At 71.8% G+C, this 12,615-nt stretch carries 10 protein-coding genes; 6 read left to right on the top strand and 4 right to left on the bottom strand.

The window, feature by feature from the left end:
* Nucleotides 1-196 (top strand): hypothetical protein (locus tag IEY93_RS10640; protein WP_229691029.1); only part of this gene is annotated, 196 nt, incomplete at its 5' end.
* Nucleotides 197-343: 147 nt separating this feature from the next.
* Here the strand turns inward: IEY93_RS10640 and glnII are convergent.
* Nucleotides 344-1,357 carry a glutamine synthetase gene (glnII, locus tag IEY93_RS10635; protein WP_189162835.1) on the bottom strand — a complete coding sequence of 338 codons (1,014 nt, stop codon included), beginning with the start codon at nucleotides 1,355-1,357 and terminating at the stop codon, nucleotides 344-346.
* A gap of 316 nt (nucleotides 1,358-1,673) precedes the next feature.
* Here glnII and IEY93_RS10630 point away from each other — a divergent pair, with 316 nt between their 5' ends.
* The 5 genes from IEY93_RS10630 to narI all read left to right on the top strand — a co-directional run bounded on the left by IEY93_RS10630 (nucleotide 1,674) and on the right by narI (nucleotide 9,823).
* Nucleotides 1,674-2,867: an MFS transporter gene (locus IEY93_RS10630; RefSeq protein ID WP_189162834.1), complete on the top strand. Its 1,194-nt coding sequence runs from the start codon at nucleotides 1,674-1,676 to the stop codon at nucleotides 2,865-2,867.
* Between the two features lie 65 nt (nucleotides 2,868-2,932).
* Nucleotides 2,933-6,715 (top strand): nitrate reductase subunit alpha, encoded by a 3,783-nt coding sequence (locus IEY93_RS10625; RefSeq protein ID WP_189162833.1) that lies wholly within the window; start codon nucleotides 2,933-2,935, stop codon nucleotides 6,713-6,715.
* Nucleotides 6,715-8,367, top strand: coding sequence for a nitrate reductase subunit beta (narH, locus tag IEY93_RS10620; protein ID WP_189162832.1), 1,653 nt, complete (start codon nucleotides 6,715-6,717; stop codon nucleotides 8,365-8,367). Before IEY93_RS10625 ends, narH begins: the two co-directional genes overlap by 1 nt.
* Nucleotides 8,364-9,089, top strand: a complete 726-nt coding sequence (gene narJ, locus IEY93_RS10615; protein WP_229691028.1) for a nitrate reductase molybdenum cofactor assembly chaperone — start codon at nucleotides 8,364-8,366, stop codon at nucleotides 9,087-9,089. The genes narH and narJ overlap by 4 nt, the downstream gene beginning before the upstream one ends.
* The gene (narI, locus tag IEY93_RS10610; RefSeq protein ID WP_189162831.1) at nucleotides 9,086-9,823 is read left to right on the top strand and encodes a respiratory nitrate reductase subunit gamma; all 738 of its coding nucleotides are present in this window, start codon (nucleotides 9,086-9,088) and stop codon (nucleotides 9,821-9,823) included. The genes narJ and narI overlap by 4 nt, the downstream gene beginning before the upstream one ends.
* Before the next feature lie 5 nt (nucleotides 9,824-9,828).
* On the opposite strand, the gene IEY93_RS10605 is transcribed toward narI, so the two are convergent.
* From IEY93_RS10605 to IEY93_RS10595, 3 genes are all read right to left on the bottom strand, one after another.
* Nucleotides 9,829-10,842 carry a DNA polymerase ligase N-terminal domain-containing protein gene (locus IEY93_RS10605; RefSeq protein ID WP_189162830.1) on the bottom strand — a complete coding sequence of 338 codons (1,014 nt, stop codon included), beginning with the start codon at nucleotides 10,840-10,842 and terminating at the stop codon, nucleotides 9,829-9,831.
* Between the two features lie 86 nt (nucleotides 10,843-10,928).
* Nucleotides 10,929-11,375, bottom strand: coding sequence for a DUF6114 domain-containing protein (locus IEY93_RS10600; protein WP_189162829.1), 447 nt, complete (start codon nucleotides 11,373-11,375; stop codon nucleotides 10,929-10,931).
* A 482-nt stretch (nucleotides 11,376-11,857) separates the two neighbouring features.
* Nucleotides 11,858-12,457, bottom strand: coding sequence for a DUF6230 family protein (locus tag IEY93_RS10595; protein WP_189162828.1), 600 nt, complete (start codon nucleotides 12,455-12,457; stop codon nucleotides 11,858-11,860).
* Between the last annotated feature and the right edge of the window lie 158 nt (nucleotides 12,458-12,615).

Genomic DNA, 12,615 nt, shown 5'->3' with positions numbered 1-12,615 from the left:
CTCGCCCAGCGGCTGGGCCTGGAACCCCCAGGGAGTGATCGCCGCCGGGGTCCCCGCGGGCAGCGGTGGCACCATGACGGCGCCGGGCGGTCAGATCCACTTCGCGGACATCAACGGCGACGGCCGCGACGACTACCTCGACATCGTCCCCTCGAACGGCGCGGTCTGGGCCTGGACCAACACCGAGCCTTTCTGAGCAGGGGAACAACGACGGCGCCGTCCGCGGGGAGAACCCCCGCGGGCGGCGCCGCGTGTGCTCGATGGCCCGGCGGGACGCGGCGCCGTCCGGCCCCGTCCGCGTGCCTCGCGTGGTGCGGCCGGACGGTGCCCGGCCGCGTCCGCGTCAGACCTGGCCGGCCTTCTCCAGGGCCTCGCAGCAGGTGCCCACGATCAGGCGGGTGACCACGTACGGGTCGACGTTGGCGTTCGGGCGGCGGTCCTCGATGTAGCCGTGCTTGTCCACCTCGACCTGCCACGGGATGCGCACCGACGCGCCGCGGTTGGACACGCCGTAGCTGAACTCGCTCCACGGGGCGGTCTCGTGCATGCCGGTGAGCCGCTTCTCGATGCCCGCGCCGTAGCCGGCGATGTGCTCCTGGGCCTTCTCGCCCAGGGCCTCGCAGGCGGTGATGATGGCGTCGTAGCCCTCGCGCATGGCCTTGGTGGAGAAGTTGGTGTGCGCGCCCGCGCCGTTCCAGTCGCCCTGCACCGGCTTGGGGTCGAGCGTGGCGGAGACGCCGTAGTTCTCGGCGATGCGGTAGAGCAGCCAGCGCGCCACCCAGAGGTGGTCGGACACCTCGAGCGGGCCGGCCGGGCCGACCTGGAACTCCCACTGGCCGGGCATGACCTCGGCGTTGATACCGGAGATCGCCAGGCCCGCGGTCAGGCACGCGTCGAGGTGCGCCTCGACGATCTCGCGGCCGTACACCTCGTCGGCGCCGACGCCGCAGTAGTAGAAGCCCTGCGGCGCGGGGAAGCCGCCGACCGGGAAGCCGAGCGGGCGGCCGTCCTTGAAGAAGGTGTACTCCTGCTCGATGCCGAACCAGGAGTCCTGCTCGGCGAAGCGCTCGGCGACCGAGGCGAGCTGCGCCCGCGTGTTGGTGGGGTGCGGGGTCATGTCGGTGAGCAGCACCTCGCACATGACGAGGACGTTGTCACCGCCGCGGATCGGGTCCGGGCAGACGAACACCGGCTTGAGTACACAGTCGGACGCCTTGCCCGGTGCCTGGTTCGTGCTGGAGCCGTCGAAGCCCCAGATCGGCGGCTCGGCTCCGTCTGCGAGAATCCTGGTCTTCGACCTGAGCCGCGCGGTCGGCTCGGTGCCGTCGGTCCAGATGTACTCGGCCTTGTAGGTCACGACGATCCCTTCAGCAAGGCAGACCCCACTCGTGTCCGCAACGCCGAGATTTCCAATTCGCCGTTTCCGACCTGTTGCCCGATTATGAACGCCATGTGAAATGGTGGGCGGGAAGGGTGGCCTTGCTCACATAATCGCGCTGGTCAGCCGATGTGATCCCGATGAGTGCCACCTCTATGAGATTACGGTCCGGCCGGGGGACACTGATCGCTCGGGTCCTCGGTCCTCGATCAAAGGACTAAGTACCCTCAACCCGAGCATGACCGCCCAGAGATGCTTCAGGCACGTGAACGCTGCCCGAAGGATGTGACCGGCGATGACGACCACCTCCGCCCCTGACGTGCTGCCCGTATCCACGGGCGCGAGGGTCAGGGCACTGGTCCTGGCCACCGTCGCGTTCGCCGTGAACTTCTGGGCGTGGGCGCTGCTCAGCCCGCTCGGCCCCGTGTACAAGGACCTGCTGCGCCTCAGCCCGCTGGAGGTGTCGGCCCTGGTCGCCGTGCCGGTGATCGTCGGATCGCTCGGCCGCATGGTGTTCGGCGCGCTGACCGACCGGTACGGCGGCCGGCTGATGTTCGGTCTCGCCAGCCTCGCCGGGGTGGTGCCGGTCGTCTTCCTCGCCTTCACCGACGACTACCCGGGCCTGATCGCCGGCGGCTTCGTCCTCGGCGTCGCCGGAGCCACCTTCGCCATCGGCGTGCCGTACGTCAACGCCTGGTTCCCGCCCGAGCGCCGGGGCCTCGCCCTCGGCCTGTTCGGCATGGGCACCGTGGGCACCGCGATCTCCGGGTTCGTCACCCCGTGGCTGGCCGGCCGCTTCGGCCGTCCCGTCCCGTTCCTCGTGGTCGCCGCCGCCCTGGTGGTGGTCGGGGTGACGTTCCTGGCCGCCGGCCGCGACGCGCCGGGCGTCCGGCCGGCCGCCGAGCCGTTCCTGGCCCGCTTCCTGGCCGCCGCCCGGCGGCGGGTCGTGGTGGAGCTCGCCGGCATGTACGCGCTGAGCTTCGGCGGCTTCGTCGCCTTCGGCGTCTACCTGCCGCTGTACCTGCGCTCGGTGTACGGGCTGACCATCGCCGACGCCGCCGCCCGGTCGGCCGGCTTCACCATCGTCGCGGTCCTGGCCCGCCCGGCCGGCGGCTGGCTCGCCGACCGCGTGGGCGGCCTTCCCGTACTGACCGGCACGTTCGCCGGCGTGGCCGTGTGCGCGGCCGTCGTCTCCTTCGCCCCGGCGATGCCGGTGGCCACGGTGGCGTTCCTGCTGATGGCCGCCGCCCTCGGCGGCGGGGCCGGCGCGGTGTTCGCGATCGTCGGCCGGGCCGTCCCAGCGGGCACGGTGGGCAGCGCGACCGGCGTGGTCGGCGCGGCGGGCGGCCTCGGCGGCTTCCTGCCCCCGATCGTGATGGGCCTGATCTACCAGGCGACCGGCACCTACACCATCGGCCTCCTGATGCTCGCCGCGGTGGCCGTCGTGGCGCTGCTCTACTGCCGATTCATCATGCGCGTGACCGGGTAGGGCCTACCTCTCATAGTCACCCGCCACATCTCCGGCCTCGCGAAATCCCGGGAAAGAGGAGCTTCATGTCGGTAATGGACGGGCCGTTCGAGGACGCCCTGATCCGGTTCGGGAAACACCTGCGCCCCGGAAAGGTGGCCCCCGACCTGCGGACGCTGCACCAGATCGGCGGCCGGCAGGGTGATGTGTTCTACCGGGACCGCTGGAGCCACGACAAGGTGGTCCGCTCCACGCACGGCGTGAACTGCACCGGCTCCTGTTCCTGGAAGGTGTACGTCAAGGACGGCATCATCACCTGGGAGACCCAGCAGACCGACTACCCGAGCGCGGGCGGCGACCGGCCGGAGTACGAGCCGCGGGGCTGCCCGCGCGGCGCGGCGTTCTCCTGGTACACCTACTCGCCGACCCGGGTGCGCTACCCGTACGCCCGGGGCGTGCTGGTCGAGATGTACCGCGAGGCCAGGGCGAGGCTGGGCGACCCGGTCGCGGCGTGGGCCGAGATCACCGCCGACCCGGACCGGCGCCGCCGCTACCAGTCCGCGCGCGGCAAGGGCGGCCTGGTGCGGATCACCTGGGACGAGGCCACCGAGATCGTCGCGGCGGCCCACGTGCACACGATCAGGACCTACGGCCCCGACCGGGTGGCCGGTTTCTCCCCCATTCCCGCCATGTCGATGGTCTCGCACGCCGCCGGAGCGCGGTTCATCTCGCTCATCGGCGGCTCCATGCTGTCGTTCTACGACTGGTACGCCGACCTGCCGGTGGCCTCGCCGCAGGTGTTCGGCGACCAGACCGACGTGCCCGAGTCGGCCGACTGGTGGGACGCGGCCTACCTGATGCTGTGGGGGTCCAACGTCCCGGTCACCCGTACCCCCGACGCGCACTGGATGGCCGAGGCGCGCTACCGGGGGCAGAAGGTCGTCGTGGTCGCCCCCGACTACAACGACGCGGCGAAGTTCGCTGACGAGTGGCTGGCGCCGCGTCCGGGCACCGACGGGGCGCTGGCCATGGCGATGGGCCACGTCATCCTCAAGGAGTTCTTCTTGGACCGGCCGGTCCCCTACTTCCTGGACTACGTCCGGCGGTTCACCGACCTGCCGTTCCTGGTCCGCCTGACCGAGCACCCCGGGCCCCGGGGGAACGCGGAGACTGGGCAGCTCGGGCGGGCGTACGTGCCCGGCAAGTTCCTCACCGCGGCCGACCTGGGCGAGGCCGGGCGGGAGGCGGCGTTCAAGACCGTGCTGCTGGACCGGCGGACCGGCGCGCCGGTGGTGCCCGGCGGCTCGCTCGGCTTCCGCTACGCGCCCGAGGGCGAGGGCCGCTGGAACCTGGACCTGGGCGAGGTGGACCCGGCCCTGACCCTGTACGGCGCGGCGCCCGGTGGCGGCGTGGCAGACGGCGATGGTGGGCCGGGCGGACATGGCCTCGGCCAGGTGGCGGGCCTGCCGGGCGCGGCCGAGATGGTGATGGTCGCGCTGCCCCGCTTCGACCAGGCCGGCGGCGGCGAGGTGCTGTACCGCGGCGTCCCCGCCCGCCGCGTCGGCGGGCACCTGGTCACCACCGTGTTCGACCTCATGCTCGCCCAGTACGGGGTGGCCCGCGACGGCCTGCCCGGCGCCTGGCCGGCCGGCTACGACGACGCGGCCGAGCCGTACACCCCGGCCTGGCAGGAGGCGCTCACCGGCGTGCCGGCGGCCAGGGCCGCCCGGATCGCCCGCGAGTTCGCCCGCAACGCCGAGGAGTCGAACGGCCGGTCCATGATCATCCTGGGTGCGGGGACGAACCACTGGTTCCACTCCGACACCATGTACCGGTCGTTCCTCGCCCTGGTCACCCTCACCGGCTGCCAGGGCGTCAACGGCGGCGGCTGGGCGCACTACGTCGGCCAGGAGAAATGCCGCCCGGTCACCGGCTGGGCGCAGCTCGCCTCCGCCCTCGACTGGTCGCGCCCGCCCCGGCAGATGATCAGCACCGCCTACTGGTACCTGCACACCGACCAGTGGCGCTACGACACCTACCGCGCCGATGTCGTCTCCTCGCCGCTCGGCACCGGCGCGTTCGCCGGCCGGGCCACCGCCGACCTGCTCGCCCAGTCGGCCCGGCTGGGCTGGATGCCGTCCTACCCGACCTTCGACCGCAACCCCCTCGACCTCGCCGACGAGGCCGCGTCGGCGGGGGAGGGGGACGAGGCCGCGTACGTGGCCGAGCGGGTGGCCGCGGGGGACCTGCGGTTCGCCTGTGAGGACCCCGACGACCCGCGCAACTGGCCGCGCGTGCTCACCGTCTGGCGGGCCAACCTGCTCGGCTCCTCGGCCAAGGGCGATGAGTACTTCCTGCGCCACCTGCTCGGCACCGACCACTCGGTGCGGGCCCGGGAGGCGGGCCCGCAGGACCGCCCGGCCGGCGTGCACTGGCGGGAGGAGGCGCCGGACGGCAAGCTCGACCTGCTGCTGTCGCTGGACTTCCGGATGACCTCCACCACGCTGTTCTCCGACATCGTGCTGCCCGCGGCCACCTGGTACGAGAAGCACGACCTGTCCTCCACCGACATGCACCCGTTCGTGCACGCCTTCACCCCGGCCATCGACCCGCCATGGCAGACCCGCACCGACTTCGCCGCCTTCCATGCCATCGCGGCGGCGTTCAGCGCGCTGGCCCGCACCCACCTCGGCGTCCGCCGGGACGCGGTCGCCGTGCCGCTGCTGCACGACACCCCCGACGAGCTGGCCAGTCCGCACGGCCGCGCCGACGACTGGCGCGAGACGGGCGAAACCCCGGTGCCCGGCCGCAACTTCCCCAAGATCGTCCTGGTCGAGCGGGACTACGGGGCGATCGCCGAGAAGATGGCCGCGCTCGGCCCGCTCGCCGACCGGCTCGGCGCCACCACCAAGGGTGTGACCTTCGACGTCGCGGCCGAGATCGACCTGCTGCGGCGCACCAACGGCGTCGTACGAGGCGGCGTCGCCGCCGGCCGGCCGTCCCTGGCCCGCGACACCGACGCGTGCGAGGCGATCCTCGCCCTGTCGGGGACGACCAACGGCCGGCTCGCCGCTCAGGGGTTCGCCACGCTGGGCCGCCGTACCGGCACGTCCTTCGATGGGCTCGCCGACGAGCACCGCCGGATCACCTTCGCCGACACCAAGGCCCGGCCGGTGCCGGTGATCACCTCGCCGGAGTGGTCGGGCAGCGAGACCGGCGGGCGGCGGTACTCGGCGTTCACCACCAACGTCGAGCACGCCAAGCCCTGGCACACCCTCACCGGCCGCCAGCACTTCTACCTGGACCACGACTGGATGCACGAGGCGGGGGAGGCGCTACCGCTGTACCGGCCGCCGCTGAACATGACGGCCCTGTTCGGCGAGCCGGCCATCGGCGAGGGCGGGCCGGAGCAAGGGATCACCGTGCGCTACCTCACCCCGCACTCCAAGTGGTCCATCCACTCCGAGTACCAGGACAACCTGCTCATGCTCACCCTGTCGCGCGGCGGGCCGACCATCTGGATGAGCCCCGCCGACGCCGCGAAGGCCGGTGTCGACGACAACGACTGGGTGGAGGCGGTCAACCGCAACGGCGTCGTCGTCGCGCGGGCCGTCGTCTCGCACCGCATGCCGGAAGGGACCGTGTACATGTACCACGCGCAGGAACGGGTGGTGGACGTGCCGATCAGCGAGACCTCCGGCCGGCGCGGCGGCATCCACAACTCGCTCACCCGCCTGCTGATCAAACCGACCCACCTCATCGGCGGGTACGCCCAGCTCTCCTTCGCCTTCAACTACCTCGGCCCCACCGGCAACCAGCGCGACGAGATCACCGTCATCCGGCGGCGCTCGCAGGAGGTGGACTACTGATGCGCGTGATGGCCCAGCTCGCCATGGTGATGAACCTCGACAAGTGCATCGGCTGCCACACCTGCTCGGTGACGTGCAAGCAGGCGTGGACCAACCGGTCCGGCGTCGAGTACGTCTGGTTCAACAACGTCGAGACCCGCCCCGGGCAGGGGTACCCGCGCACCTACCAGAACCAGGAGAAATGGCGCGGCGGCTGGGAGCTGAGCAGGCGCGGCCGGCTGCGGCTGAAGGCCGGCGGACGGCTCCGCAAGCTGGCCACGATCTTCGCCAACCCGCTCATGCCGTCCATCCAGGACTACTACGAGCCCTGGACCTACGACTACGACCGGCTCTTCTCCGCCCCCGCGCAGCAGGACACGCCGGTCGCCCGGCCGAGGTCGCTCATCACCGGCGAACCCACGAAGATCACCTGGAGCGCCAACTGGGACGACAACCTGGCCGGCGCGCCGAAGCTCACCGCCGCCGACCCCGTGCTCGCCAAGGTGTCCGACCAGGTCAAGCTGGAGTTCGAGCAGGCGTTCATGTTCTACCTGCCGCGCATCTGCGAGCACTGCCTCAACCCCTCGTGCGTGGCGTCGTGCCCGTCCGGCGCGATGTACAAGCGCAGCGAGGACGGCATCGTCCTGGTCGACCAGGACCGCTGCCGCGGCTGGCGCATGTGCGTCACCGGCTGCCCGTACAAGAAGGTGTACTTCAACCACCGCACCGGCAAGGCCGAGAAGTGCACCTTCTGCTACCCGCGCGTCGAGGTGGGCCTCCCCACCGTGTGCTCGGAGACCTGCGTCGGCCGGCTGCGCTACCTCGGCCTGATCCTCTACGACGTCGACCGGGTCGCGCAGGCCGCGTCCGTCCCCGACGAGAAGGCGCTGTACGAGGCGCAGAAGAGCGTCATGCTCGACCCCCACGACCCCGAGGTGATCGCCGCCGCCCGCGCGTCCGGCATCCCCGAGGACTGGCTGGAGGCCGCCCAGCGCTCGCCGATCCACAAGCTGATCTTCGAGTACGGCGTCGCCCTGCCACTGCACCCGGAGTACCGCACCATGCCGATGGTCTGGTACATCCCGCCGCTGTCCCCGGTCGTCGACGTGCTCGCCGGCACCGGCCACGACGGCGAGGCGGCCGGCAACCTGTTCGGCGCCATCGACACCCTGCGCATCCCGGTTGCGTACCTGGCCGAGCTGTTCACCGCCGGCGACCCCGAACCGGTCCGGGCCGTGCTGCGGCGCCTGGCGGCCATGCGGTCGTACATGCGCGAGGTCAACCTCGGCCGCCCCCGGGACGAGTCCATCGCCACCGCCGTCGGCATGACCGGCGACCAGGTCGAGGAGATGTACCGGCTGCTCGCCATCGCCGCCTACGACGAGCGGTACGTGATCCCCACGGCGCACGCCGAGCGGGCCGAGGCGCTGGAGGAGTCGGTCACCGGGTGCAGCCTCGACTACGAGGGCGGGCCTGGGATGGCGGGGCCCTTCGGCGAGGCCTCCGGGATGCCCGCGCCGGTCGCCGTCGAGAGCTTCCACGCACTGCGCGAACGCCAGACCGCCGACGAACCGGAGCGGGCCGACGAGCTGCGCGGACGGGTCAACCTGCTCAACTGGGACGGCAAGGGCATCCCCGAAGGCCTGTTCCCCAGCCGCAAGGAGAAGCGATGAACGACCACGGAAACCCGCGTGGGATGCCCGGACGGGGAGAGGCGGCCGTGCGGACGGTGCACATGGCGGCGTCGATCATGCTCGACTACCCCGGCGAACGGCTGGCCGAGGCGCTGCCCGCGCTCGCCGCCACCGTGGCCGCGCTGCCCCGGGGCGAGGCCGCGACCCGGCTGGCCGCCTTCCTGGACCACGTGGCCGCCACCCCGCTCGCCGACCTGGCCGCGCACTACGTGGCGACCTTCGACCTCAAGCGGCGCTGCTGCCCGTACCTCACCTACTACGCCTACGGCGACACCCGCAAACGCGGCGCCGCGCTGCTGCGCTTCAAGCACGCCTACCGCACCGCCGGGTTCGAGCCCGCCGACGACGAACTGCCCGACCACCTGGCCGTGGTCTGCGAGCTGTCCGGCCGGGGCGGCACCGGCCAGGCGACGCGGCTGCTGCGCGAGCACCGCCCCGGCCTGGAGGTGCTCCGGCAGGCACTGCTGGAGGAGGGCTCGCCGTACGCGCACGTCGTCGCCGCGGTGCTCGCCACCCTCCCCGAACCCACCGCGCGGGAACGCGCCGCCGCGGCCCGGCTGGCCGCGCAGGGCCCACCGGAGGAGGAGGTCGGCCTGGAACCCTTCGACACTCTCGCCGACCACCGGCTCGCGCCCCCCGCGACCGGACGTCCGCCAGGACATCCGGCGGAAGGCCGGCTACCAGGAGGAGCACGCCGATGAACGCCCTCGACACGCTGCTGTGGGTGGTCGCGCCCTACCTGGCCCTCACGGTGTTCGTCCTCGGCCACGTCTGGCGCTACCGCTACGACAAGTTCGGCTGGACCACCCGTTCGTCCCAGATGTACGAGTCACGGCTGCTGCGCATCGGCAGCCCGCTGTTCCACTTCGGCATCCTCGTCGTCCTGCTCGGCCACGTCGGCGGCCTGGTGATCCCCAAGACGTGGACCGAGGCGGCCGGGATCGGCGAGGAGGCCTACCACCTGGGCGCGGTCGTGCTCGGCACGATCGCGGGCGTCTGCACCATCGCGGGCCTGGCGATCCTCATCTACCGCCGCCGTACCGTCGGGCCGGTCTTCACCGCCACCACCCGCAACGACAAGCTGATGTACGCCCTGCTCGCGCTCACCATCGTGCTCGGCCTGGCCGCCACCCTGGTGGCCAACGTCCTGGGCGGCGGGTACGACTACCGGACCACCGTCTCACCGTGGTTCCGCTCCATCTTCATCCTCCAGCCCGAGCCGGCGTTGATGGCCCGGGTGCCCGTGCTGTTCCAGCTGCACGCGGCCAGTGCCATGGTGCTGTTCGCGGTGTGGCCGTTCACCCGGCTCGTCCACATGCTCACCGCGCCGATCGGCTACCTCACCCGCCCGTACATCGTCTACCGCAGCCGCGACGCGAAGACCGCCGGCACCCGTGCCCCCCGCCCCGGCTGGGACCCCATCACTCGCCGCTGACGTGGTCAGCCGCCGGGATTGAGGGGCACGCGGAGCCAGGCGGAGGAGCGGACGCCGGGGAGGTAGGGGCTGTCCAGGCGCTTGGCGAGGACGGCCGGGAGGCCCTGGTCCTTCGCCACCTGCAGCACGGCCTTGCCGTCGCCGGGGAACCACGGGGTCGGCTGCCAGTGGCGGTCGCGCAGGGACAGGTGGTCGAGCGTCCTGCGCCGGTCGCGATAGGACCTGCCGAGCAGGTCACCGGTGTTCAGCCGCAGCACGTCGGAGATCATGTACACGGTGCTGCCGCCGATGTCGGCGATCCGGCCGTCCAGCACGGCGGGCAGTCCCCAGGCGGCCTTGCCGAGGCCGTCGAGCCGGTCGAGCCCGGGCGTGGACTCCGGAGTGAGCGGCGTGCCGTCGGCGCCGATGAAGCGCACCTTCCCCTCGCCGAGGATCGCCAGCGCCCGCGTACCGCCGAGGTCGAACTCGAAGCCGTACGCCTCCTGGTCGCGGGGCAGCCGCTTGCGTTCCTCGGCCGCCATGGGACGCAGCTCCGCGGCGGGCGGCAGGCCGTTCTCCGGCGGCGGGTCCATCCGGTGGATCATCCAGTTCTTGCCGTCGGTCGGGAACAGCACGTACCGGCCCGAGGACCGCGAGCCGTGCAGGACGAACTTGACCTCGCGGTCGGTCCACTTCTCGGTCTCGTAGGTGCCGCGATCCCAGATGAGCATCAGCCCTCCGCCGTACTCGCCCTGTGCGATCTCCCCCTCGAACGTCGCGTACTCCAGCGGGTGGTCCTCGGTGTGCACGGCGAGGTGGTTGGTCTTCCGGTCGAGCGGCAGGCACTTGGGGATCGCCCAGGACACCAGCACGCCGTCCCGTTCCAGCCGCAGATCCCAGTGCAGACGGCGGGCGTGGTGCTCCTGGATGACGAAGGTGTCGTTGTGCCCGGTGGGCAGGGGGCCTGGCTCGGGAACCGGCTCGGGGGTGCGTGCGGCGTCGCGCTTGCTCCGGTACGTATCCAGTTTGTCGGGCGACATTGCCGTTCAATACCCACGCGGCGCGACCCGCACCCCGCGCGGGTCGATCTCCGCGATGCCCCGGTGGTGCGAGGGACGCAAGCGCCCTAGGACGTCCCCTTGCCGGTCGCGGTGGTCGCGTCCATGGGCGAGGTGGTGTCGTCCCTGGTCGCGACGGTGTCGTCCCCGGTCGCGGTCTGTTCGCCGGGCGGGGACGCGGGCGCGGGCAGCGGCGTCCACGCGGCGGTCAGCGCCCCGCCGAACAGGCCGAGCACCGCGCCGAGCAGGAACCCGCCGATGTTGGCGTAGAGGATCGACGCGATGGACAACAGGATGGCCGCCACGCCGAGGAACACGCGCTGCGCCGGCTGGCACAGGGTCAGCAGTCCGATGATGATCATCATGATGGAGAGCAGGTACGCGAGCCCCGCCTCGATCGAGTGGATGATCAGCGGCAGCGCGTCCGTGGAGAAGGGGAAGCTCAACAGCTCCGCCCCGGCCAGCAGCGTGAGCGAACCACCCCAGAACGGCCGCGAACGCCGCCACTCCTTCATGGTCCCGGTTCCCTCCCCTCTCCTGGCCGCCCGTTTCGCCCTTCTGCGTGCCCGCTCCGCGCGCCGCCCCGCCCGGCGCCGTCCGCTCGGCGTGTCCGCTCCGTCAGGCGTGTCCGCTCTGCTCTCCGTATCGGCTTCGCTCGCCGTATCCGCCCCGCTCGGCATATTCGCTTTGTCTGGTGTATCCGCTCGGTCAGGTACGTCGCTCAGCCGCCCCGCATACCACCGGTCTGCGCCCGCCCCGGTGGCCGCGTCATCCGGATCCGGCGCCTCAGGCAGGTCCGGCGCGTCCGGCCGATTCGGTGCGTCCGCGGCGGCCCGCGACTCCTCCCGCCCGTTCGCGCCATCGCCCGGCAGGGCACTGGCCTGGGTCTCCGCGCTGTCCCGGGCGCTGGGCACGGACCGCCCCGGTACGTGGCCACCCTCGGGCTCCTGGCCAGGTCCGGATCCCCGCTTCGGACGCGGGTTCGGCTCGTCGGAGACTAGAAGCATTCGTGGACTCCGAGCAGGACGCGCAGCCGGAGGTCCGGCAGGTCGAGTCGCGCCGAGCTCGTCGCCAGGAAGACCTGCCGGGCGTTGCGCGCCACCACGGCGGTCGCCTGCACGCCGGGCACGCCGGCCGGTCCACTGATGCCCGGCACCTGGTCCAGCGTGCTCGCGTCCCGGCCGAATTCGAAGTCGGTGTAGGTGGCGTGGCCCGCCTCGAGCATCGTTGCCTTGGTGACCTGGTGCTGGGAGACGACCGGCCGCCCCTCCGTGCCGGCGACGATCCGGATCGTCACCGGCCCGACCGGGCTCGGCAGCAGGTAGCTCTGGCAGAGGTTGTAGCTCTCGACCCGCCGGTTCGCTACGACATAGACAGGGATCTCCCGTCCGTCCTTGGTCTCCACGAAGCTGCCGAACTCCGCGGCGCCGTACGATTTGACCAGTTCGGCCGACGTCTTGATCGGGGTGCCCGCGACGACGAACGACGCGCCGATCGCGCCCTGCACGGCCGCGCCCACCAGGAACGTCGCCGCCGCCGCCGCGGGCACGAAGATCAACCCGAAGCGTCTCCACCGTACGCGACCCTGTTCACGCATGGCCACACTCCATGTCGCCGGCGACCTGACTGACGGACCTTCCGCCGCGACGAGGGGCGCGGCTCCAGGCGATCATCTGGACCGGTCCGTCTCCGATCAACCGGCCACGCCGGATATCGGCGCACGTTTGCCCAGATCAACGGCAGGTGACGGAGAAA

The sequence above is a fragment of the Sphaerisporangium melleum genome (assembly GCF_014646695.1).
Taxonomy (GTDB): Bacteria; Actinomycetota; Actinomycetes; order Streptosporangiales; family Streptosporangiaceae; genus Sphaerisporangium; species Sphaerisporangium melleum.
Note: the sequence above shows the minus strand (reverse complement) of the source record. Positions and strands in the feature narration are given on the sequence as shown.